A 23,274-nucleotide genomic window follows, 5' to 3' on the forward strand; every position below is an offset into this window, starting at 1 on the left:
TATCATGCACAGTGGCTCTCAGCATTTGTTTGATATTATCATCTTACTTTCCGCTGCTGTGTTTATAGTCATAGCGTTTTGGAAAATGAATATCAGTCCAGTGCTTGGTTACTTTGTTGCAGGTGCGTTGATTGGTTCTCATGGATTTAATCTGATAAATTCAGCTGAAGCAATGGATAACTTCGCAGAATTTGGAGTAGTTTTCCTGTTGTTTATTATAGGTCTTGAATTGACATTTGAACGCCTCATCGCCATGCGTAGGCATGTGTTTGGGTTTGGTTCTCTCCAAGTTATAGTTACTATGATAGTAATATGGTGCATTGCTCTCGCCTTTGGAGTGAGCATAAACATGGCAGCAGTTATTGGTGGTGGGCTTGCACTATCTTCAACAGCAATAGTGTTGCAGGTTCTGCAAGAAAAGGGTTCTCAAGCAAGCCAAGTTGGCAGATTGTCAATAGCAGTGCTACTAATGCAGGACTTTGCAGTGGTACCTCTAATAGTACTAGTGCCCCTACTTACTGGCAATTCTGAACACAGCTTAATAAGCTCGTTGGCAGGCTCATTAGTGCAAGCAGCTATTGCATTGGTGTTGATATTTGTAACTGGTAGGTTATTACTGAGGCCATTGTTTTCGGTTATTGCCAAAATGGAGAGTAATGAAATCTTTATATCAACAACACTTCTGATAATATTAGGATCAGCATTTATTACTGAACAATTTCATTTATCAATGGCATTAGGCGCATTTGTTGCTGGGTTACTAGTTGCAGAAACAGAACACAGGAATTCGGTAGAACATGCAGTATTGCCATTTAAAGACTTATTTCTTGGTTTATTCTTTATGACTGTTGGCATGTCTATTGATATTGACCTTTTACTCAATAAGTTACCACTCGTTACTTTATTATCAATTATCCTTATCATTTTAAAGACGTCCATTATATATACATTGTGTAGATTTTTTGGATTTAGAAGTGCACCTGCAATACAAGCTGGATTACTGCTTGCACAAGGCGGTGAATTTGCATTTATTTTATTCCGTTTAGCAGATGAATTAGATGTACTATCAAGTGAAATCGCTCAAGTGCTTATGATGGTAACTACAGTAACTATGGCTTTTACTCCTCTTTTATCGGGAATTGGAGACTGGATAGCAAATTCATTTAGCACTGAAAAAATAATACTAGACGATGAAGCAATCGAAACAGACACACAAGATCTTCATAACCACGTAATAGTTGCCGGGTTTGGTAGAGTGGGATATATGGTAACGAAAATGCTTACTGCAGAGCATTTAAGTTATGTTGTTGTAGATATTCAATCAAAAATAGTGAAAGAAGGAAAAAATGACAGTTTCCCTATATATCTTGGAGATGCTACAAGATATGAAATTTTAAAATCAGTAGGAATAGAAAGAGCTCAAGCTCTTGTGGTTTCAATAAAGAACGAAGTCACTATAAAGAAAATAGTTTCTCTAGTTGCAACAAACTTCCCGCATGTAAATATTATAATACGTTTACCAGATTTGAATAATGTGGAGGTTTATAAAGATCTAGGGGCTAGTAAAGTTATTCCCGAAACGTCTGAAATTGGATTGCAGCTAGGTGGAGCAGCATTAAGTTTAAGTGGTATTAGCGAAAGCGGAGTTACATCTTTAAAAGGTAAATTTAGAAAAGGCAACTACAGTATGTTAAAAGCCCTTGGTAGTGATAAAGATGAATAATCCTCTATCACTTTAATTAGTGACCAGAAAAACACATTTAATTAAGCAACTATACTCTCTAGAAAGGTGAAATTGACCTTATTGTAACTATGAACAAAATAATAATAAAAAAATTTGGTGGTACTTCGCTAACTGACTTAAATCGAGTTGCAAATCTAATAAAAAACGATATTGAAAAAGGTTATAATGTAATTGCTGTTGTATCTGCTGCTGCAGGATTCACTGACCAAATGGCTTTTCAAGCCAGGCAAATTTCAAATTTAAATTGTAGACAAGAGTTATCAGAGTATGATGTCCTGCTTTCAGCAGGAGAACAAATCTCTTGCGGGTTATTAGCTATCACTCTTCTGTCTGTTGGAGTTAATGCTAAATCATGGCTCGCCTGGCAGTTGCCAATTCTAACGGATAATTTTTATTCTGAGTCTAAAATAAAAAAGATAAAAATTGACCATGTAAAAAGATCTTTTGCTGAGGGTTATACTGCTGCAATCATTGCTGGTTTTCAGGGTATACACGATGATAGAATCACTACTTTTGGTAGAGGAGGATCTGACATCTCAGCAATTGCCTTTGCTGTAGTCTTTGGTATTAGGACTTGTGAAATTTTTACTGATATTGACGGAATATATACAGCAGACCCAAAAATTGTTCCAAGGGCACGCAAGCTTAAATCTATCTCTTACAATGAAATATTGGAGATGTCGTCATCTGGTGCTAAAATATTGCATAATCGTTCAGTACAACTTGCAATGAAGCATAATATTAAGGTGCAAGTGTTATCCACTTTTGAGGAAGTAGAAGGCACTACAGTACTACGCGAAAAAGATGTACTGGAAAGATACTTAATTACTGGAATAACTTATAGCACTCACGAAGCTCTTGTAACTTTTACTAACTTTGCAAATACTCTGGATACTTTAAGAGATATAGCAGGAGCAAACGTTAAAATTGACATGATACATGGGTCAAGCTTTTTGATTTCCAAATTTGATGTTGATTTAATGACAAAGTTATTGAACAAAAATGAAAATTATGTCGTAAACAATAATATAGCTAAAATTTCAATAATTGGTATTGGTGTTATGTCTAACACTGAAGTGATGTACCGCACACTCAAGGTTTTAAGCGAAAAAAAGATAGAAATACTTGCTGTCACAATGTCCGAAATCAAGATCAGTATAGTTGTTCAAAAAAAACACGCTGAGGCTTTAATTAGAGATTTACATACCGAATATGAGCTTGATGTATGACAGCACGCTTGAAATTTATTTACTTGATAATTCAAAAAACTTGAAAGAGCAAAGATAGTTATTGAAATTATCTTGATTTACATCGGTTATCCAAGTTTGACATTGAATGCTTAACACCTCCTCCATTAACACCTTTCTGTAATCTTTATCAAGATGCGACATTATATCGTCAAGCAGAAGAAGAGGTGCTTTATTGTAATGAATACACCTTGCTTTTACACTAGATAAGATGATAGAAAGCAGTAATAGCTTTTGCTCTCCAGTAGAACAAAGATTTATTGGCATGTCCCCTTTTTGGTAAAAAACCCGAAAATTATCATTATGTACAGAAAAGGTTACTCTACCAGTTAATGAGTCTTTTTCTCTGTTTTCCTTTAGACGATTCTGAAAATATTCTGCAGTATCGTTCAAAGTTAGCTGACTGCTAAATTTCAAACTTGCCTTTGGAAAAAACTCACAAGAATGGTTATCAATTGTGCCCTGTAGTATTTTTAAAACAGACAAACGCATACGTAAAATATCAACTGCATTGGTAGCCATGACGTTTTCAAGGCTAGAGAGCCAATTTTCGTCTAAAATATTCTCTCTAAGCAGTTTACTTCGCTCATGTTTAGCTTTCCTGTATTTCATATAGCAATAAGTGTAATTTTCTTCAAACAGTGAGACGATACGGTCTAAAAATTTTAATCTGTCGCTCGGAGAATTAAGAAGAATATAGTCCATTTGTGGAATGAGCCATATTACATTGGATATTCTATACAGAGATGAATAACTTGATTGTGTTTTTCCATCAATTTGTATTAGTTTATTATTAAGATTCTTTCCTATACCAATTGAGTTAAAGTATGTTCCATTAAAAAAGTCATAATGCACTGCCCAATCTTCATTACTGAGTCTATTTTGCATCTCACTAATTTTTACTTTTTTCATGCCATTACTTTTAGCAAGCAACGAGATTGCCTCAAGTATATTAGTTTTACCAACACCATTTTGACCAGTTATTACAACCGATCTATCGTCTAAATCAAGTTCGAAATTTGAATGACTACGGAAATTATGTAATTTCAATTTTTTTATATAGCAATGGGTAGCCATTCTTTAATTTATATTCTGCTTACTTCCTCTAAAACCTCATCAACATGTCCACTCACTTTTACATTTTTCCAAATCTTCACTACTTTACCTTTTTTATCTATTAAAAAAGTAGTACGCTCTATTCCCATATACTTTTTGCCAAACATACTTTTCTCTACCCAAACACCATACTTTTCCAACATTTCAGCATTTTCATCAGAAACTAAAGAAAATGGCAGAGAATATTTTGCTTTGAAGTTAACGTGGCACTTAACACTATCTTTTGACACACCAATTATCACTGTGTCAAGAGAAGAGAAATTTTCTATTTTGTCTCTAAAGCCTTTTGCCTCCATTGTGCAGCCCGGAGTATCGTCTTTAGGATAAAAATAAAGAACTACATTTTTTTTATCCAAAAATTCACTCAGTGATAAAATCTCACCAGAATCTATTGGCAAGCTAAAATCAGGTGCATTATTTCCTATTGTTAATTCCATACTTTGCTCCATTATTAACACTTTTATGGTACTATATTATATTGTAATAGGAAGGGAGGATAAATGAAAGTAGCTTTTCAGATGGATGAAAGTATAAATTTTGAAGCTGATACTACATTTTCATTAATAAAAGAAGCGCAAAGAAGAAGGTACGAAATTTTTGTTTATGTACCTAATAATTTAGCGCTTAAGTTAAATCAGCCGATTGCCCTTGCTCAGAAAGTCAGCGTTGATGATTGTAGCTTCATTTCAAAAGAGGATGTAGTAATCAACCTAAATGAAATGGATATCATATTTATCAGACAGAATCCACCATTTGATATGCGGTACATTACAACAACCTATATCTTAGAAAAGACTACTGCGTTAGTAATAAATAATCCAACAGAAATAAGAAACTGTCCTGAAAAATTAATTACTTCACTATTTCCAGAGCTAATTCCTCCAACTTTGATCACTGAGAATATATCGATGATTAGAAATTTTTGTCACGACTATCAAGATATCATCTTGAAACCACTATATAGCTATGGAGGAAATGACGTAATAAGAATACAAGACCAAAATAGCATTCAAGTAGTAGTCGATCTCATGATTGCAAAATATGAATGTCCTGTGATTGCACAAGCCTTTTGCAAAAACATAGACAAAGACAAAAGGATATTATTGCTAGATGGTAAACCAATAGGATCAATGAAGCGAGTTCCACAAGTGAATGGAGAGATCAGGACAAATATGCGACTAGGAGCAAGTTTTGAGCCTGCCCAAATGAATGATAGAGACAACGAAATATGTAATAAAATTGGTCCTGAGCTAAAGAAAAGAGGGCTAATATTCGTTGGCATTGATATTATAGATGACTTCCTTCTTGAAATTAACACAACTTCGCCTACGGGAGTAGTTTATATCAATAAGTTGTATAGTAAATCACTAGAAAAAGAACTATGGGATGCATTTGAAGAAAAAGCAATTCGTCAACTAAGTTCTTGAGCTATTGCCTTAATAAATTCAGTAACTCCATTCCTTATTCTTGTTTTCTTAGTATTATTAGCCATATCACGCAATTTTTGACAATTTTGCAATAAATCAACTAGCAACTCTCCTAGATTCTTTTTCGCGTTACTATTTTGCTCAACCATTACAGCTGCTCCCGAATCTTCAATATGTTTTGCATTATAAAATTGATGATTATCTTTTGAGTGAGGATAAGGAATATATACAGCAGGACGCTCAGCAAGAGTAATCTCTGCTATTGAAGTTGCCCCCGCTCTGCTAATTACCAAATGAGCATTGGCCAGTTTATTTTCCATATCATCGAAAAACTCACTTAACTCACAATCAATTCCTTCACTTTTGTATAGACTCTTGACCTTGTTTATATTTTTCTTCGTACATTGCTGCGTTACTCTAATCCTCTCTTTTACTTCAACAGGTAGATCACAAATTACGCTGCTCACTACATTATCAAAAAAATTTGCACCCTGACTACCTGCTATTATTAACACGTTTAAAACTGTTTCAGCACTAGAATAGCCTTGTGCTTCTATATCGACGAAATTTCCTGTAAAAACGCATTTACTGTCTTCTGCATACTTAGTCTCTGGAAAGCTAGTTGCAATTAATTTTGCACTCTTGAAAAAGAATCTATTTACTCTCCCTAAAACTGTATTTTGTTCATGTAAAATTATAGGTATAGAAAAAATCTTTGCTGCAAAAAGAGTTGGAAAAGAAGCGTAGCTACCAAAACCAATTATTAGCTTTGGTTTTAATTTTCTTGTTTGATACAGTGCTAATACACAACTATACATTAACAAAAAGAGAAACTTCAATTTGTTGCCACTTGGCTTGCACAATGGTAAAATATAACTTTCTATATTGATGGTTTTTTGATCAGTGAATAATATACAATTGTGCCCTTGTACCTTTAGTGCTTTTGCTAAGGTTATAGCTGGAAAAACATGCCCACCTGTACCGCCTGTTGCTAGAATAATATCCATCTGTAAATAGCAATTTGATAATAGATTATTAATCATTTTTTAATAATCTGCATGTAAAATTTTATTAAGCTTTATGATAGTTGAGTTAAAAATGCCTGAAAGTAGCAACAGTAAAAACGTGAAAAATAAGCCTCAAGAGCAAAGAGAAGGCGGAAGCAGAGGTTTTATAGGATTGTTAAAAAGCATAACAAAAGCTCTTTTTAACTCAGTTGTTGATCTACCTCAGCAAGAACAACTCAATAAAAATATTGATAGACAACAAGGTTTAGACAGTAAAAGAAAAAGCCCAGAGGATCTTAATCAGGAAAAAAAGCTTGAAGTGAAAGAAGCAGCTGAAGGGTTAAAAGAAAAGTTAGAAAAATCTGATATTGGTAATCAATCTATTAGAATTGAATCGCCTAATCAGGATAATTGTAGCTCTAAAACAATGAATCGTTAGCTTAACTATTTAACGATTCATCATCTGCAGCAAGTACTGATTCGTGTATAATTTCCGAAATAGTTGGATGAGGAAAAATCGTAGATTTTATGTCGCAGTCTGTTCCCTCTAGTTGCTTTGCAAGAGCGAAATTGCTAATTAACTCTGTTACTTCCGCTCCTATCATGTGAGCTCCAAGAAGTTCGCCTGTTTTTTTGTCTATAATTGTTTTCACTAAACCTTCAGTTTCACTTAGTGCAATAGATTTACCATTAAAGTTGGAGTGAAATTTTCCTACTTTTATATCGTATCCACTTTTTATTGCCTGTTCCTCAGTAAGGCCAACGCTTGCTACTTGCGGATGAGAGTAAGTGCAATTTGGTATGCACTCTTTTTTTAACTTATGAGCATTTTTACCAGCAATTTTCTCAACACAGATTACAGCTTCATGACTTGCTTTATGCGCTAAACATGGGGGACCAGCTACATCACCTATTGCATACACACTTGATTCACTTGTTTCATACCACTCATTCGTTTCAATGAAACCAGAAGGACTCAACTTAATTTTTGTATTTTCTAAACCTATATTTTCAGTGTTTGCTTGAACGCCAACTGCAACAATTACTCTATCGAATTCTTTATCATCACCACTACTTAGCTGCACTTGAACAGAGTCTTTATTTTTAGTGAAAGTTTTTACACTATTGCTCGTATATATTTTTATTCCTTGTTTTGTAAATATCTCTTGTACTAAATTTGAAATGTCTTTATCTTCCAGCGGCAAGATAGTGTCTTTTACTTCTATAATTGTTACATCAACCCCCAAAGTACTATAAAAACTTGCAAATTCTATTCCTATCGCACCAGAACCTATGATTAGTAGCGATTTTGGTAATTTCTTTGGAGTCATAGCGTGCTGCGCATTCCATATTAAATCTCCATCCGCCTCTATTCTAGGTAGATTTCGCGCTCTAACACCTGTTGCTAAAATGATATAATTGGAAGAAATTTCCTCCTCCTTTTTGTCATTAAGAATTTTTACAGTACGATTACCTGCAAGTTTACCAAAGCCTTGATGAACTTTGATGTTATTTTTTTTCATCAAATATGCAACACCGCTTGACAATTTATCAACAACGTTTCTTGAGTATTTCACTATTGATTGTATATCAAAACTTACATCCTTTACTTTTATGCCAAATTCTTCTGATCTTGTTATTAACCTATAAATTTCAGATGCTCTAAGTAGCGATTTTGTTGGTATACACCCCCAATTTAAGCATATACCACCCAAATTTTCTTCCTTTTCAACAATTGCAGTTTTAAATCCGAACTGCGCCGCTCTAATTGCTGCTATATAACCACCAGGACCGCTACCTATAACTGTAATATCATACTTATTCATCAGCTTTCTTCGTATTCAAAAAGATTATATATAACAGATGGAACCCGTATAATCAATGCTCAGGTGCATAGAAGCGAATTGACAAACCTTCCCACTTTTCTTCTTATATCAATAAGAGAGAGTATTTATCCTTGTTTTTAATCTCCGCGGGTTTAACAACAAAACTCAGATATTTATTGGCAGATTACATAAAAATTATAGCGGCTGCATGTTTTTTAAATTTTTTCTACTTCAGCCAAAACACGCTTGTTAGCACATTATCAATTTACATTATTAAAACTCGCTATATAGGGATTCTTTTGCCTTTTTTTACTTAGTAAATTTATTAATATCTATAGCTAAAGCTTCAGGCCAGCACTTGATGCTGGAATCTTTACTACAAATAAGCATATTGAGCACAAAATTATGCTAAAACACAACGTTTTTGGTGAGACTATGGACAAACTGAATCCCAGTATCTGGGCACTGGGATGACAAGAAATAGGCTGCTTGAATAACAATGAAAGGTTATTTGGATGATAGCTGCACTTCCAGTGTCAGCTACTCGGATGACAAGAAAGAGGGCACTGGCATGCTGAACCATAATGTTCGTACAGCTGTGCAAGAATCAGTGGGTGTGACTTGCCAAATTTTTAAATTACGGACAGCACCAAGTAACGCACAAGCACAGTGTCTATACCAGTTACTGTTATACCTTATTTTTTTCTCTACAATACATTTTACCTGATAAGAATAGAGCTACTATAAGGTAAATTAAGTTCCATGTTGCTAACGAGACACCAAAAATATAATGAGGTCTGTCACAAGATGGAGAGTAGTTAGGGTTTAATAGATTATTTCTTAGCTCTTCTATGCTAACGTTACCACTTGCTTGCTCTGTACAGCCTAAAACATCATGAAATAAGTGGAGTTCAAGACCTACATGATAAAAAGATATTATTGCACCAATGAGATAACTGCAAAACATCGCATAGATTAGGATTTTGTTGTTTTTGAACATGTACGCAACTGCAAGTAGCCCTGTAACATAGTAAACTACTCGCTCGTATATACATAACTTACACGGTATCATATTGAAAAAATACTCTAGCACATATGCAAAAATTAAAGCGACAGCGCTTGATAAGAGAAAAATTATAGAATTGTTATTTACATCTGACATAGTTAATGAATTACTACAATATCTGTGAAGAGTCAACTCTTGTTTGACAATGTTTCATGTAACGATAGAACACTAAGTACTATGTTACTACTTTTACACCTCTATACATATGCTCGCCGTTGTATATTGGTTCAATAATCAGCCCTTTCATATCAGTTGCAACTCTAGTATCACTATCTATTTTTGCAATTTCTTCTTTGGTATACAATTCATCCTTGTTTTTCGTCCAGCTATTGTCATATTGAATATCAACTTCTCCTCCATTGGTTTTAAACCCAAATGTTTCTTGCATAAGCAATCTTGCTTCTTCCAAACGTCTATTGTAACGTTTGTTATAATCTTGATAGCTAGATATAAGAAGAACGTCATTAGAAAGAGTGAAATATACTATCTCTTCCATAATTTTGTAAATCTCATGTTCTGATAACTTAAACAAAGGATAATCTTTTTGAAACTTATTCTTTACTTCATTGTAAATTTCCATAATTTTTACTCTACCAGCATCGCTTAGAGCAATGATAGCATTTTCAATACTTGCTATACCGTCATAGTCATAACCTTTTCTGTCATTTTCAGCAACCAAAAAGCCATGCATAGCCTGAATCTCACCAACTTTCTTATCTTCTTTAGGTAAGATATCAAAATCAAAATAGATCATAGGAGATTTCAATACCAACAATATAAATATACGCATGCTGTCTATCTCAACACCAAAAGATAATCTTTTACTTTCTGGAATAGAGTATAGATCTTTGAAATATTGAGATACAATGTATAAAGGACATTTAGATAGTTCTGTTTTCTTATTTGGTTGCAAGTGAAAGCTGAATTCATACTCTCCTAAATCTAGCTCATTAAAATCTATAAGTTCTATATTTTTGTTTGGGTTAAATTTTCTGTTTGATATTTTATTCTCCAACTCTTTACGTTGCTCAGGAGTAAAACCAGATCCATTTATTACTAATTTCACTACACGTGTATTTTCTCTTTTTGCCCATTCGCTCAATCTCTCCAAATATTTTTCTGGGATCGGATATCCATATCTTTTTGGAAGCCACTGAAATACTAAAGGTGTATCAACCGTGAAAGTATGTGGAGATCCAGGCCTTAAATCTTGTCCTTTATAATTCATAGCAAAAGTACTAAATAAGTTAATACTTTACTATATAACATTAATTTATCAACTACTTATTTAGGTAATATTGTTTACTTATCAATAATATTACCCAAGATAAAAAGCTATATTATTAATAAAACAAGATTATCTACTTTACATAGGGATTTTTGTTCTTTTTCAAAAGTAATCTGACTGGTACACCGTGAGCAAAGAAGTTTTTTCTAAGACCATTAGTCAAATAACGTTTATAACTCTCATCAACACTTTCAGGGACGTTGCATACCAAAGAAAAAGCTGGAGGTTTGGTGCCAATTTGAGCAATATACTTCATTTTAATTGCTCTACCTTTTATAAGTGGGTGAGAATGTTTTTCCACGGCATCTATTAGCCAATTATTCAGTTTTGCAGTGCTGATCTTCTTGTTTAAGGATTCACTCACTTCAAGACACTTATCTATCACATCACCGCAGCGCATACCTTTCAATGCAGAAATTGTTACAGTTGGCACTTCCAAAAATAACCGAGTCACTTCCTGTTGTTTGACAAATTTTATTAACTTACTTCTGTCATCCTTACCTATTAAATCCCACTTATTTAAAACAATGATAATTCCCTTCCCCCCTTTAATTGCAGCTTCAGCAATTGATAAATCCTGCTGCTCAACGCCAAGCAAGGAATCTAGCATTAAAATCACTACATGAGAGCGCTTTATTGACTCTATACTTTTTTCAACAAATCTTGATTCTAAGTTATCAACAACATTTGCCTTTCTGCGGATTCCCGCAGTATCGATGAGAGTGATTAATTTCCCATTATGGTCGTATGAAATATCCACAGAGTCACGCGTGGTACCAGGTTTTGAGCTTACTATTAGTCTATTTTCTGCAAGTAAACTGTTTAAAAAAGTTGATTTTCCAACGTTTGGGCGACCGATGATTGCAATCCTCAGTCTAATGGACTCACTTTCAGGCAGCTCAGTGCCTTCGCTCAGACCTTCAATAACACTAGCTAATGCATCATAAAGATCAACCATACCAAGATTATGTTCAGCTGAGATGTACACCGGACCTATGAAGTTGAAGAACTGCAAATAATCAACGTTTTCCGATTTATGACTTTCGCATTTGTTTGCTATTAGTATTACAGGTTTGTTCGTTTTTCTCTTCAGCCACTTTGCAAACTCTTTGTTCTGCTCGTTTTGCACTTTTGCATCAACAAGAAAAAAAATTACATCTGCGCTTAATAAAGAAAACTCTATTTGTTCAATAACTTGTAGTGAAAAACTGGTTTGGTCGTTCCATCCTCCTGTATCTATAACTTTAAACTCTAAATCACTAATTCTTCCAATTCCTTCACGCCTATCTCTCGTTACTCCTGGAATGTCACTAACCACCGCTGCTTTTCTTCTTACTAGCCTATTAAATAGAGTTGACTTGCCTGCATTTGGAAGGCCTATTATGACTATTTTCAGCATAGTTTAAGAGCGTGTTTTATACATAGTAAATTATAATCAAAATTTTTCACTTTAACTATTGACTTAATAGATTATGTGCTTATCCTAAGGTTAGTATGTTTTATATTAAATTTATTATGTAAATGAGGGTGGTTATGCTAATACCAGAAAAAATATCAAGTGCAAATAAAGAGCAACATAAAGGGTCTTTGGAAGAGATAGGTTATCCAGAAGAAATAAGTGCTTTTATTGACGAACATGAGCGAAAAAATATTTTAGATATATCGCGAGAGTTTCATAATGCTTATAACATATATAATGATTCAGAAGACTTGCCTATTGATCAGGCTGTGGCAGAGATTGCAAATAGATTTCTAGAATCTATAAGAGATGTAAAAAAGAAAAAGGTTATACTGAGTGTTCCATTTGATCCCCAAAGAGGATCAGCAATACTAGATAGCTTGATATGTAGACTTAACCATCTCATACACAAGGATGACAATATTAAGGGGAATGACAAAGATAAATTAAAGCCTATTTGGGAAGAAGTGTGTGATCTCGTTTCAAAAGGTAATTATGTAAGTGAGAGAGTGTTAAAATTATTGCCAGAAGATGTAATTGAAAGATGTGAAGATTACTTATCAAACCTAGAGAAAATTGCAAGTGAAAGTATTGATAATGGTGAAATAAACAAAGTTGCAGTAAAAAGAGACAATCAATGCTATTTTATAAAGTATCCAGCAGGGTGTACTGTCATTCCTACAAAGTTGCTGAGCCATCCAGAACTTCAAGATTTAGACGGAGCGCTAAAAATCGGAGATGGTATAATTCGAATAAAAGATGGAAAATATCATGATATAAAAGGCAGCGTAATAATGACCTTGACCTTTTACGATGAAACAGTTGAAATGGTTTTATCCTCAAAAGATGCTTCAGGATTTGGTAAAATGATGGTCTATATGAACGACAAAAATTGTGAAATCTTCTCAAAGTACCTTAAAGAGCTAGAAGAAAAACCTCATATAAATGAGATTGTTGAAGCTGCCAAAAGCTTTGTGCAAACAAAACCTTCTTCTACTCTAGACGATACTAATGCATCTCAGCATTCTCAGGAAGTTCTAACAGTAAGCTGACAAATAAAGCATGTACACTGTTTAATAGTGTACATTCTTAGTGTTAAAAATGTTCAAATTCTAGACTATAAATCTGCTTGTGACAGTTACAGTGAATGCGTGCAGTTTCATCAATTTCGTTAGACCTTAAGAAAGTGTTTAGGTCAAAAATAGACACTTCAAAAAAGTAATGTATACTTAATTAATTGAAGAATTACTCCTCTTGATATGCAGGACTTTAAAATACTAGAAACTAAAACATTAGAAGCTGAAAAAGGAGGAGGTCCTGATAGGGTTAACAAGCAACATGAAAAAGGAAAGCTAACCGCTAGAGAAAGGCTGAGTATATTGCTCGATGAAAATTCATTTCAAGAGTATGATAAGTTTGTGAAGCATCATGCAACTGATTTTGGCATGCAAAATGCTGATTTTTTAGGTGATGGAGTTGTAATTGGCCATGGTACTATTTATGGCAGAAAAGTTTTTGTTTATTCTCAGGATTTTACTGTCTTTGGTGGATCACTTGGTGCATCACATGCAAAAAAAATATGCAAAATTATGGATATGGCAATTAATGCCAGGATTCCAATTATCGGACTAAACGATTCTGGTGGAGCCAGAATCCAAGAAGGAGTAAATTCCCTTGCTGGTTACGGAGAAATTTTTCAAAGGAATGTAAATGCATCAGGCGTTATACCACAAATCTCTCTAATCATGGGCCCATGTGCTGGTGGGGCAGTTTACTCTCCAGCGCTAACCGATTTTATTTTCATGGTAAAAAATAGCTCATACATGTTTATAACCGGACCAGATGTAGTGAAAAAAGTTACATACGAGAACGTAAGCCACGAAGATCTCGGTGGAGCAAAAATTCATACGAGCAAAACAGGAGTAACAGATTTTGCATTCAATAATGAAGTTGAAATGCTACTAGAAATGCGAAAATTCTTCACCTTTTTGCCAGCAAATAATCAAGAGTTGCCAAAAACTGTACCAATCTGCGATTTAATTGATGATGTTGATGAATCTTTGAACACTCTAGTTCCTAGTAATCCTAATACTCCTTATGATATGTATGAACTCATTGAAAAGGTGTGTGATGAAAGGAAATTTTTTGAACTAAAACCCGATTTTGCTCGTAACATCATAATTGGCTTTGGCAGAATTGGAGGAAATACTATTGGTGTTGTTGCAAATCAACCTATGCACCTTGCAGGATGCTTGGATATTGACTCTTCAAGAAAAGCTGCAAGGTTTGTAAGATTTTGTGACGCATTTAACATTCCCATCATCACACTTATTGATGTTCCAGGGTTTTTACCTGGCACGAATCAAGAATACAATAATATAATACAACACGGAGCGAAACTGCTTTACGCTTACGCTGAAGCGACCGTGCCGAAAATTAGCCTTATCACTAGAAAAGCGTATGGTGGTGCATATATTGTTATGAACTCAAAGCATTTAAAAGGTGATATAAATTATGCTTGGCCAACCGCTGAGATAGCTGTAATGGGCCCTGAAAGTGCAGTTGAAATTATATTTAGGCATGAAAAAGAACAGCAAACGTTAATCAAAGAATATAAAGAGAAATTTGCTAATCCATTTTTTGCTGCATCACATGGATACATTGATGACATTATAGTGCCAAGTAAAACAAGGCATCACTTTCACAAAGCATTAGAGCTACTTAAAAACAAGAAAGTAGAAAGAATATGGAAGAAGCATGATAATCTTCCTTTGTAACTTTCCTCTCAGTCTTTATTGTAAGGTCTACAGTGCCGTTACACCAAGACTAGCGCTTGGATTACCAATAACGCTAACTTTTGGGTTCCTTTTTTCTATAATATATTCTTATAGCTAAAAAATTACTTCCGCATATTCTAAATCTGATTATAATTACAATTAGAGATACTTTTAGAGCTCAAAAATTTATCTTTGTCTGCAGACTTTTTTTTATTAAACAATCAAACTCATAAAAAAATGTAGCGTATCCTCTTCAGCGTATGTGGGTGCATACACACATACTTGATTTCTGTCGTATGTGCACTGCATTTTTTTCTAATCTTTTTTTTCACAGGGGGATTTTATGTTCAGAATTCCAGATACTTGACCTTTACTTTAGCTAATAAAAACCAACTGGTACCTGCGATTTTTACAGTCTCAAAATTTTTATCAAACTTCAACTATCATTCAAAGAAACTTGTAGTTATTCTTAGTGTTATTACTATAGTAGCAGTGCTTATGATGATAAGGATATGGAATCCTTTATAACCTTGGTTCTTTTAAACTTTGTAGTTGATTTTAAGTAAAGATACTCGTAATTGTGTCAGCTAATTATGAAAAAGACTTCAAGTGAGAGTATATAAGTAAGGCACTGACTACTAACAAAGATATACAAAAGTTGTCTTTGTTTACTTTGCCAATTTCCAATAAGTCGTTGTTCCTGTCTTTTAGGCCTACTATTCCATCAATTGCGGTCTTATTGCTTTTATTATCATTTTTTAGAGAGCTAACTAGAACATCTACCATAAAAGAAAAATTACTTTTATATTCATCAAGCTCTATACTTAATTTACTACCCAAAACAAATTCTATTATCTTATTAAAGACGTTCTTGAAGCCCATAACACACCTGTCAAAATAATTGTTCTAAAATTTTAATAGCATTATTCTCCTGTTAGCCAGAACTTTTTTAGCTCTTCCAATGTTCCATTAAATTTATCTCTGTCACATGGTCCAATCCCTTTCACTGAATGTGGCTCAGGTCCCGTCTGACCGTCAGTGTACTGCCATAAAATCCAGTCATTCCATCCTTTCGGTAACATTGGACTTTCTCCCCATCTTGCTATCCAGAGGGGACATTTCATTAAAGTTGGCGTTGCAAAATCTTTTAGAAAGTAAGCACTTCCATAAATCAATGGTAAGCGTCCTGTTGCTTCATGAACTTGATTAACAAAATCTTCTGCCTGTTCTGGCGTTATATTGTTTCCCCCATTTTCTTCAATATCTAGAGCAAGCAGCACTTGAGAAGCATCTCCAATTTTTTCCAAAAAATGCTCTGCTTGATCTTTTCCTTTCTCTCCTACTCCAAAATGATATGCTCCCCAAAGCAATCCTTCTTCTCCAGCTACTTTTCTCCTTTCTTCATATGTTGGATCCACATATTTCAGCCCTTGTGTAGCTTTGTGCATAACTCCTAATATTCCATCTTCTTTCGCTAACTTAAAATCTATATCCTGCTTCCAGTGCGATAAATCTATAACTACATTTTCTACCATTTATTGCTCCTACCTTAAACCTTATTAATTACTTTACGTCTACAATAACATGAATATAATTCAGTGTGCCGTTACCAAGATTCGAACTTGGGACCTCGTCATTACCAATGACGTACTCTACCACCTGAGCTACAACGGCAAGTTCACGTATTATGATAATGAATAACATGAAAAAAAATAAGGAAAAAGAAGAAGAGAGAAAAAGATTGGCAAAAGCTTTAAAGCAAAATATTCTAAAAAGAAAAAAACAGCAACAGAGTAGACAAGATGCCAGAACTCCCAGAAGTGGAAGTAATCTCTAACTTCTTATTTGATAAAATCAAAAATAAGAAAATAAGCAATGTGACAGTCAATAATTGGAATTTACGTGTACCAATAACGAAGAATATTGATGATTTGCTAAAGGGCAAAGTTATAAATGATATCAAGCGTAGAGGTAAATATATAATCTTGAATATAGATGCTAGTATGGCTGTAATCATACACCTTGGCATGAGCGGAAAGCTTATATATGCTGAAGACAATCAAGCACAGAACAAACATGATCATGTGATATTCTTATTTTCTGACAACACTTCGGTAATCTTTAATGACCCAAGAAGGTTTGGATTAGTGATTGTTTTAAGCAGAGAGCAAGAACTAAATTTTTTTAATAACCTAGGAATAGAACCCCTCACAGATGAATTTAATGGAAATTATTTACAGAAGTTGCTACAGAGCAGAAAAGCAAATATCAAATCAGTATTAATGAATAATAAGCTAATAGTTGGCGTAGGTAACATATATGCTTCTGAGAGCTTATTTAGAGCTCGCATATCACCACTTAGGCTAGCACAAGATTTAACATATATAGAGTGCGAAAAACTTGCTATCGAAATAAAAAATACTCTGAGTGATGCAATTGCTGCTGGTGGTTCAACACTGAAAGATTATGCACAGCCATCTGGATCTGCTGGATACTTTCAAAATAACTTTTACGTATATGGTAAAGTGCAAAAACCTTGCAGAATCTGCAACAATATCATAACACTTATACGACAAAATGGTCGTAGCACTTATTTTTGCAATGCATGTCAGAATTAAATTTTATTTTTGCATATGACACTCTTACCTGAAAAAGATCCTTTTGATTTGTTTTCAAAGTGGTATCAAGAAGTACTTAATTCTCCGTGTAAGGAGCCAACTGCAATGACGCTAGCAACGTGTAGCAAAGACTGCATTCCATCTGCAAGAGTGGTATTACTAAAGGAATATAGTAAAGAAGGTTTTGTGTTCTTTACTAACGTAAACAGTAGAAAAGGAAAAGAATTGACTGAGAACCCCAAAGCTGCACTCGTATTGCATTGGACAGAATTTTCTAGACAAGTACGAATTGAAGGAGAAGTTAGGCTTCTAAGCGGCAAAAAGGCTGACGAATATTTCTCTTCTCGAGCACGTGATAGTCAAATTAGCGCGTGGTGCTCAAAACAATCGAGTGTTCTGAAAAATTGGCAAGATTTTGAGCAAGCTATAAAATTGAAGGAGAAAGAATTCCACAATACACAAGTTTCTCGTCCTGATTTTTGGGTGGGGTTTTGTGTAATCCCAAAAGTAATTGAATTTTGGCAAGAAGGTAAGCATAGGAGACATACTAGATTTAGATACACTCTTGTTGAAGAAAGCAACTGGAAAATAGAGCAGCTATATCCTTAATTTTAAAGATATGCACTTTCAGCCTTTTATCGTAAAGTTAAGGAACTTGTCTTTTCCTTATAAACTTATCTCTAATAGACTACTTCTTTTTTTTCTTCATCAATTTTTCTTAAACTGATGTGCCTCACTTTGTAAGTTTTCACATCACTTGCTAGGTGCAGAGATATTAATTTTCGATAAGTCAACTTCATCTACTGATGAACTAGGTCTGGTGTCTTTCATATGTTGTACCAAAAGCTCCATAACTTTTTTTTGCCCAAGAGATTGCTGAGATGAAGGTAATGTTCCCAAATCTCCAAAACCAACTAACCTAAGGAACCTATGAAACCCTTGTGGATTCGGAACATCATCATGCCAGTTACTGTTTTTAGCGCTCTTAGCAGCTGCTTGTAAAGGAGTATATCCTGAATGGTTTTTAATATTAGCATCAGCACCTTTTTCTAGCAGTAATCTTGCTATTTCTTCATGACCTTTTATAGCTGCTATATGTAGAGGTGTATTGCCAAGCTGATTGCTAATATTGACATCTACCCCTTCTACACTAAGTAATAACTCAACTATCTCCTTATGGCCATTGTTAACAGCCACACTTAAGGGATCTCTACCGACACCACAACCATTGACTTTAGCACCGTTATCAAGAAGCAACTTAACTACTGCTTTATGCCCATTCTGAGCAGCGCGATACAAGGGTGTGAAATTATCTTTGTTTGCTGTGTTAACATCAACCTTCTTTGTGTTAATTAATGATTCAACTATTTCAGTGTGTCCATTTTGAGCGGCTGCTTGCAGAGCTGTGTTACCAAATGTATTGTCTTTAGCATCAACCTCAATTTTTTGAGTGTTAAGTAATACCTTTACAACTTCTACAAGTCCATTTTGAGCAGCAATATGTAAAGGTGTCTTACCATCAGTATAGTCTTTTGTGTTGGAATCAGCTCCTGCTATGGTTAACTTCTCTACTATAGCTTTTACTGTAGTTTTATTTTCACTTATAACAGCAGAGTGTAAAGGTGTACTGCCTTCAATATTTCTTGCATGAACATCAGCTCCTTTACTTATTAGTAACTTTACTACGTCTAAATGCCCTGAATGAGCAGCATTGTGCAGTGCTGTAAATCCAGCTCTATCCTTGATATTGACATCAATTTTTGCATTAAGTAATGACCTAACTTTGCTTACTTCACCATGAAAAGCAGCTGTATGTAATGGAATATTCTCATCTAAAAGCCATCGAAGTGTACTGAACATATTTATCCTCTATTCCTCTATAATATACCGAACAATATTATATTAAAATGAGTAATACTCAAACAAAAATATTTATCTGTTGAATTTTTTTACGCTTGCTGTATTCACCAGCTTATTAAAATTTCTGAATCAAATATTTTTTAGCTATAAACATTGAGAAGTTTACTAAGTAGAAAAAAGGCAAAAGAACCCCTTGGTAGTGAGTTTTAATAATTTAATGTGCTAACAAACACGTTTCAGCTGCATGTAGAAAAATTTAAAAAGCCGCTACAATTTCGCCGATAAATACTCTGACTGAATTTTGTCATTGAACCCAAAAATAAGGATTTATTGTCATGATAAGGGGCTGATAAAGTAACTTTTTATGGCTTAAAAACTTGTTGTATGTAACGTATTGTAATACTTACGCAAAATATTTTAGTGCATTCTCAAATATGAGCATTCCATCACCATATTTTGGCATAGCCACTCCTGAACGTTTACATTTTTCTTTTTCAAGAGGCCAGTTGTCCTGCTGAGTAAAAAATATTCCTCTCTCTGGGTGAGGCATTAAAGCTAAAACTCTACCACTTTTATCTGACAAAGCTGCCAGGTCGTATATAGATCCGTTTGGATTGTAAGGAAATTGTAAATTTGCATAGTCACCATTTTCATCAACGTAACGCAGTGCAACGGAATTATTTTCAATCAATTGATTTAAAATATCTTGATCCATAAAAAACCTGCCTTCTCCATGAGCAACAGGAAGATATAGCTCACTCAGGCCCCGTAGCCAAACAGAACTGCTCTGCGGATTAACTCTCACTCTAACCCAACAGCATCGATAATTGCCTATATCATTAGAGGTTAAAGCTAGATTAGAGAATTCTGGAACTAACTTTACTAATATCTGGCAACCGTTACATATCCCTATAATAAGCTTATCCTGAGATAAGAAATTTTGAAATTCGTCTAACAAGTTGTTTTTTATACGCAAAGCAAATGCATTACCAGCACCAGTATCATCACCATAGGAAAAACCTCCTGGAATTGCAAGTATATTGCTTAATTTCAGTTCACTTAGATTATCTATAATATCATTAATGTGAACGATTTTTACTTCAATATTATTAATACCAAGCTTTCTGCTGCATTCCATAAATGCAAATGCAGTTTCTTTTTCGCAATTTAAGCCATAACCAGATAGGATTGTAATTTTCATGAATCAAAAAACTCGAACTTTCTTTTTACAAAATTTGCTATTAAATTCAAAGCAAATAGCATTAACAACAAAGCTATAATTGCAATGGCAGCAAGCTCAATAAATGCAATTTCAGGACTACTTGACCATATGTATATTTGTACAGGTAGAACAGTTGCCGGATCGAAGAAGGATGTAGGTGTATCAGCAATAAATGCTACCATGCCTATCATAAGTAAAGGGGAAGATTCGCCTAAAATCCTTGCAATTGCAAGCACTGCACCATGTATTATCCGTGGCAACGCAATTGGTAAAGAGTGATCCAATATCACCTTGATGTGAGGTGCACCTAGCGCAAACGCTGCATCTTTTATTGCAATAGGAACGTTTGTAAAGGCATTTTTTGTTGCAATAATAATATTAGGCAGCATCATAAATGAAAGAGTCATCCCGCCAACAAATGGTGAAGAACGGGGTAACCCAAATATGCCTAAGTAGAGAGTCAGTCCTACCACACCAAATATTATCGAAGGCACTGCAGCAAGGTTATTCATGCTAATTTCTACAATACTGGTTATTAGCCTATTTCTAGGCATAAATTCATAAAGACAGATACCTGACATAATTCCTATTGGCAATGCCAACGCTAAGCATACTATAATTGTCATTAATGAACCGATAAATGCCCCTAAAATCCCTGCGTTCTCAGGCTCACGAGAATCAGACTTAAGAAACAGAGACTTATTAAAAAATTTTCTTACTCTTCCCTTCTCTTTTAACCAATCAAGTAATTTAGCATAATGATCATTCAAACATTTATTTTTATATAGTGAATTGATCACACTCGATGCGGTAAACCAAATCTCATATTCACCACTATTTTTTACTCTCTTAAGAAAAAACCTCTCTAGCTCCTTGTAAGAGTTACGACTTAAAATTTCGTCACTGTCTTTAAAGTCAATTCCTTCAAACACTTTATGTAAAGAGTTATTGAGTAGGCTAATGGACTTATATCGTAAATCACCAGGATTATTAGTTAAAATAAGATCAGCATTTATTTCAACTGGCAATAAAATTTTCGTTACTGTTAAAGCACTATAAGAGTTAACTAATATACTTAGTAATATACATATAGGACACCCAATTGAGACAATCAGTGCTGTAAAAGAGCAAAAGCATAAAATGTTGTTCTTTTTATTTTTTCTTTTTACACGAGCATGTACGCGCTTAGATTGAAGTAACTTAAGGAAGTTTTTCTTTATACTCATTTACTTTTCTTTATATGAGGATTTGAAAAAACTTTCTCCTTTTTCCAGTGCTTGACACTTAGATCTAGCAGGCTTTGCCTGCAAATAATTTTTATATTTCTCATGAAAGCACAAACCAAAAGGAGAATCTGGATCCCAGTGTCAAAAATTGGGATGACACCACAGCAGGAGGCAAACGTACAGTTGTGCGTCACACACTGGGATAATAAGAGAGAGTCTTGAGATGATACAATTGACATCACTCCCTATTGTATCTACTTAGATTTTTTTTTAACATAAGTAGTACGTTCTTTGATCCTTGCAGCTTTCCCAAATAGCTTGCACAGATAATATAATTTTGCTCTACGGACCTTTCCCTTTCTTATCACTTGTACTGAAATTAATGCAGGAGAGTAAACAAAAAATTGTGATACTATACTTTCTCCGTGACTTACCTTTCTAACTGAAAAAGAAGAGTGTAATCCACGATTTCTTTTTGATATACATACGCCCTCAAATATCTGTATACGCTCACCCATACTATCAACTACCTTAAAAGTGACCTTCAAATCATTGCCAGGACAAAAAGCTGGCATCTCTTTGGCTAATCTTTGTATTTGTTGTTCGTTAAATTTTTCAAGCAAGTTTGTCATTTATCATCTCCATTCAACAATTCAGGTCTACGTTCCTTTGTTCTAACATATGACTGTTCCCTTCTCCAATCACTTATTTTTCTGTGATTGCCAGACAACAGAACCTCAGGAACTTTGTACCTACTCCACTGCTCAGGCCTAGTATATTGAGGATATTCAAGCATACCACCACTATAACTAAAACTTTCTTCAGCAACGCTATCGAAATTATTTACTACACCTGGAAGAAGCCTAATACATGCATCAAGAACCACCATCGCAGCTGGCTCACCTCCCGAAAGTATATAATCTCCAATACTTAACTCATAAGGAGTATACACATCAATTACTCTTTGGTCAACACCTTCAAATCGACCACACAATATTGTTACATGAGGAATTTCTGTTAACTCCTTTGCAATGCTCTGATTAAATTTTGTACCAGATGGAGTCATATAAATAAATCTAGTATTTTTATGAGCAGAAAGCACATTATCAACTGCATTACCAATCACATCTGGGCGCATAACCATCCCTGCTCCACCTCCATATGGAACATCATCTATAGTTGAATGTTTATCTTTAGCAAAAGAACGAATATTTACTATTTCAAGATTCCATATTTTTTTTTCCAACGCTCTTCCAGCAAGAGAATAGTTCAAAAATCCGGGGAACATTTCTGGAAATATGGTTAATATTGTAACATTGAACGCCATTAAGGTTTATTTTAAGTTATTTGGGGCTATACTCTAAGAACAGTAGATTGATATGATACATAGT

General features: G+C 34.4%; 23 protein-coding genes and 1 tRNA gene. 9 read left to right on the forward strand and 15 right to left on the reverse strand.

Annotation, left to right across the window (positions count from 1 at the left end):
• Positions 1-4: 4 nt before the first annotated feature.
• Both EJB00_RS00620 and EJB00_RS00625 read left to right on the forward strand, forming a co-directional pair.
• Complete coding sequence (locus EJB00_RS00620) at positions 5-1,723, forward strand: monovalent cation:proton antiporter-2 (CPA2) family protein (RefSeq protein WP_015588096.1); 1,719 nt, start codon at positions 5-7, stop codon at positions 1,721-1,723.
• Between the two features lie 89 nt (positions 1,724-1,812).
• Complete coding sequence (locus EJB00_RS00625; protein WP_015588097.1) at positions 1,813-2,973, forward strand: aspartate kinase; 1,161 nt, start codon at positions 1,813-1,815, stop codon at positions 2,971-2,973.
• A 15-nt stretch (positions 2,974-2,988) separates the two neighbouring features.
• Here the strand turns inward: EJB00_RS00625 and recF are convergent, their stop codons facing one another.
• Both recF and bcp read right to left on the reverse strand, forming a co-directional pair.
• Positions 2,989-4,068 (reverse strand): DNA replication/repair protein RecF, encoded by a 1,080-nt coding sequence (gene recF / locus EJB00_RS00630; RefSeq protein ID WP_015588098.1) that lies wholly within the window; start codon positions 4,066-4,068, stop codon positions 2,989-2,991.
• Between the two features lie 8 nt (positions 4,069-4,076).
• The gene (gene bcp, locus EJB00_RS00635; RefSeq protein WP_015588099.1) at positions 4,077-4,544 is read right to left on the reverse strand and encodes a thioredoxin-dependent thiol peroxidase; all 468 of its coding nucleotides are present in this window, start codon (positions 4,542-4,544) and stop codon (positions 4,077-4,079) included.
• A 63-nt stretch (positions 4,545-4,607) separates the two neighbouring features.
• Here bcp and gshB point away from each other — a divergent pair, with 63 nt between their 5' ends.
• Entirely contained in the window at positions 4,608-5,534 is a 927-nt protein-coding gene (gene gshB / locus EJB00_RS00640) for a glutathione synthase (protein WP_015588100.1), read from the forward strand.
• Here gshB and EJB00_RS00645 read toward each other — a convergent pair.
• Positions 5,519-6,541: a UDP-N-acetylglucosamine--N-acetylmuramyl-(pentapeptide) pyrophosphoryl-undecaprenol N-acetylglucosamine transferase gene (locus EJB00_RS00645; RefSeq protein WP_015588101.1), complete on the reverse strand. Its 1,023-nt coding sequence runs from the start codon at positions 6,539-6,541 to the stop codon at positions 5,519-5,521. The genes gshB and EJB00_RS00645 overlap by 16 nt on opposite strands.
• 73 nt (positions 6,542-6,614) lie before the next feature.
• On the opposite strand from EJB00_RS00645, the gene EJB00_RS00650 reads away from it, so the two are divergent.
• Positions 6,615-6,980, forward strand: a complete 366-nt coding sequence (locus EJB00_RS00650) for a hypothetical protein (protein ID WP_015588102.1) — start codon at positions 6,615-6,617, stop codon at positions 6,978-6,980.
• A gap of 1 nt (position 6,981) precedes the next feature.
• Here the strand turns inward: EJB00_RS00650 and lpdA are convergent, their stop codons facing one another.
• The 4 genes from lpdA to der form a co-directional block, all read right to left on the reverse strand.
• Positions 6,982-8,367: a dihydrolipoyl dehydrogenase gene (gene lpdA, locus EJB00_RS00655; protein ID WP_015588103.1), complete on the reverse strand. Its 1,386-nt coding sequence runs from the start codon at positions 8,365-8,367 to the stop codon at positions 6,982-6,984.
• A 688-nt stretch (positions 8,368-9,055) separates the two neighbouring features.
• A complete protein-coding gene (locus EJB00_RS00660) occupies positions 9,056-9,529 on the reverse strand; it encodes a disulfide bond formation protein B (protein ID WP_015588104.1) in 474 nt (157 codons plus the stop codon).
• A gap of 79 nt (positions 9,530-9,608) precedes the next feature.
• Entirely contained in the window at positions 9,609-10,661 is a 1,053-nt protein-coding gene (locus tag EJB00_RS06285; RefSeq protein WP_015588105.1) for a hypothetical protein, read from the reverse strand.
• A gap of 133 nt (positions 10,662-10,794) precedes the next feature.
• The gene (der, locus tag EJB00_RS00675) at positions 10,795-12,120 is read right to left on the reverse strand and encodes a ribosome biogenesis GTPase Der (protein ID WP_015588106.1); all 1,326 of its coding nucleotides are present in this window, start codon (positions 12,118-12,120) and stop codon (positions 10,795-10,797) included.
• 134 nt (positions 12,121-12,254) lie between these two features.
• Between der and EJB00_RS00680 the strand changes: the two genes are divergently transcribed.
• Together EJB00_RS00680 and EJB00_RS00685 are read left to right on the forward strand one after the other, a co-directional pair.
• On the forward strand, positions 12,255-13,232 hold the full coding sequence (locus EJB00_RS00680; protein ID WP_135352953.1) for a hypothetical protein: 978 nt from the start codon (positions 12,255-12,257) through the stop codon (positions 13,230-13,232).
• Between the two features lie 207 nt (positions 13,233-13,439).
• Positions 13,440-14,957 carry an acyl-CoA carboxylase subunit beta gene (locus tag EJB00_RS00685; RefSeq protein ID WP_015588108.1) on the forward strand — a complete coding sequence of 506 codons (1,518 nt, stop codon included), beginning with the start codon at positions 13,440-13,442 and terminating at the stop codon, positions 14,955-14,957.
• A gap of 591 nt (positions 14,958-15,548) precedes the next feature.
• Here EJB00_RS00685 and EJB00_RS00695 read toward each other — a convergent pair.
• The 3 genes from EJB00_RS00695 to EJB00_RS00705 form a co-directional block, all read right to left on the reverse strand.
• The gene (locus EJB00_RS00695) at positions 15,549-15,839 is read right to left on the reverse strand and encodes a hypothetical protein (RefSeq protein WP_041581325.1); all 291 of its coding nucleotides are present in this window, start codon (positions 15,837-15,839) and stop codon (positions 15,549-15,551) included.
• Positions 15,840-15,880: 41 nt separating this feature from the next.
• Positions 15,881-16,492 carry a glycoside hydrolase family 25 protein gene (locus tag EJB00_RS00700; protein ID WP_015588109.1) on the reverse strand — a complete coding sequence of 204 codons (612 nt, stop codon included), beginning with the start codon at positions 16,490-16,492 and terminating at the stop codon, positions 15,881-15,883.
• A gap of 66 nt (positions 16,493-16,558) precedes the next feature.
• Positions 16,559-16,631 (reverse strand) — tRNA-Thr (locus EJB00_RS00705).
• Between the two features lie 28 nt (positions 16,632-16,659).
• Between EJB00_RS00705 and EJB00_RS06510 the strand changes: the two genes are divergently transcribed.
• Genes EJB00_RS06510 through pdxH form a run of 3 tightly spaced genes read left to right on the forward strand, consistent with a single transcriptional unit; the run spans position 16,660 to position 18,184 of the window.
• On the forward strand, positions 16,660-16,794 hold the full coding sequence (locus EJB00_RS06510; RefSeq protein WP_255324779.1) for a hypothetical protein: 135 nt from the start codon (positions 16,660-16,662) through the stop codon (positions 16,792-16,794).
• A complete protein-coding gene (mutM, locus tag EJB00_RS00710; RefSeq protein ID WP_135352952.1) occupies positions 16,760-17,575 on the forward strand; it encodes a bifunctional DNA-formamidopyrimidine glycosylase/DNA-(apurinic or apyrimidinic site) lyase in 816 nt (271 codons plus the stop codon). The genes EJB00_RS06510 and mutM overlap by 35 nt, the downstream gene beginning before the upstream one ends.
• A gap of 15 nt (positions 17,576-17,590) precedes the next feature.
• Positions 17,591-18,184 (forward strand): pyridoxamine 5'-phosphate oxidase, encoded by a 594-nt coding sequence (pdxH, locus tag EJB00_RS00715; RefSeq protein ID WP_015588110.1) that lies wholly within the window; start codon positions 17,591-17,593, stop codon positions 18,182-18,184.
• Between the two features lie 144 nt (positions 18,185-18,328).
• Here the strand turns inward: pdxH and EJB00_RS00720 are convergent, their stop codons facing one another.
• The 5 genes from EJB00_RS00720 to trmD form a co-directional block, all read right to left on the reverse strand.
• Positions 18,329-19,435 (reverse strand): ankyrin repeat domain-containing protein, encoded by a 1,107-nt coding sequence (locus EJB00_RS00720; RefSeq protein ID WP_015588111.1) that lies wholly within the window; start codon positions 19,433-19,435, stop codon positions 18,329-18,331.
• Between the two features lie 403 nt (positions 19,436-19,838).
• The gene (locus EJB00_RS00725; RefSeq protein ID WP_135352951.1) at positions 19,839-20,636 is read right to left on the reverse strand and encodes a phosphoribosylformylglycinamidine synthase subunit PurQ; all 798 of its coding nucleotides are present in this window, start codon (positions 20,634-20,636) and stop codon (positions 19,839-19,841) included.
• On the reverse strand, positions 20,633-21,883 hold the full coding sequence (locus tag EJB00_RS00730; protein WP_015588113.1) for a PstA family ABC transporter permease: 1,251 nt from the start codon (positions 21,881-21,883) through the stop codon (positions 20,633-20,635). Before EJB00_RS00730 ends, EJB00_RS00725 begins: the two co-directional genes overlap by 4 nt.
• Before the next feature lie 254 nt (positions 21,884-22,137).
• Positions 22,138-22,515 (reverse strand): 50S ribosomal protein L19, encoded by a 378-nt coding sequence (gene rplS / locus EJB00_RS00735; protein ID WP_135352950.1) that lies wholly within the window; start codon positions 22,513-22,515, stop codon positions 22,138-22,140.
• Positions 22,512-23,210, reverse strand: a complete 699-nt coding sequence (gene trmD / locus EJB00_RS00740; RefSeq protein WP_015588115.1) for a tRNA (guanosine(37)-N1)-methyltransferase TrmD — start codon at positions 23,208-23,210, stop codon at positions 22,512-22,514. The genes rplS and trmD overlap by 4 nt, the downstream gene beginning before the upstream one ends.
• Positions 23,211-23,274: the final 64 nt, after the last annotated feature.

The organism is Wolbachia endosymbiont of Drosophila mauritiana (assembly GCF_004795975.1).
Taxonomy (GTDB): Bacteria; Pseudomonadota; Alphaproteobacteria; order Rickettsiales; family Anaplasmataceae; genus Wolbachia.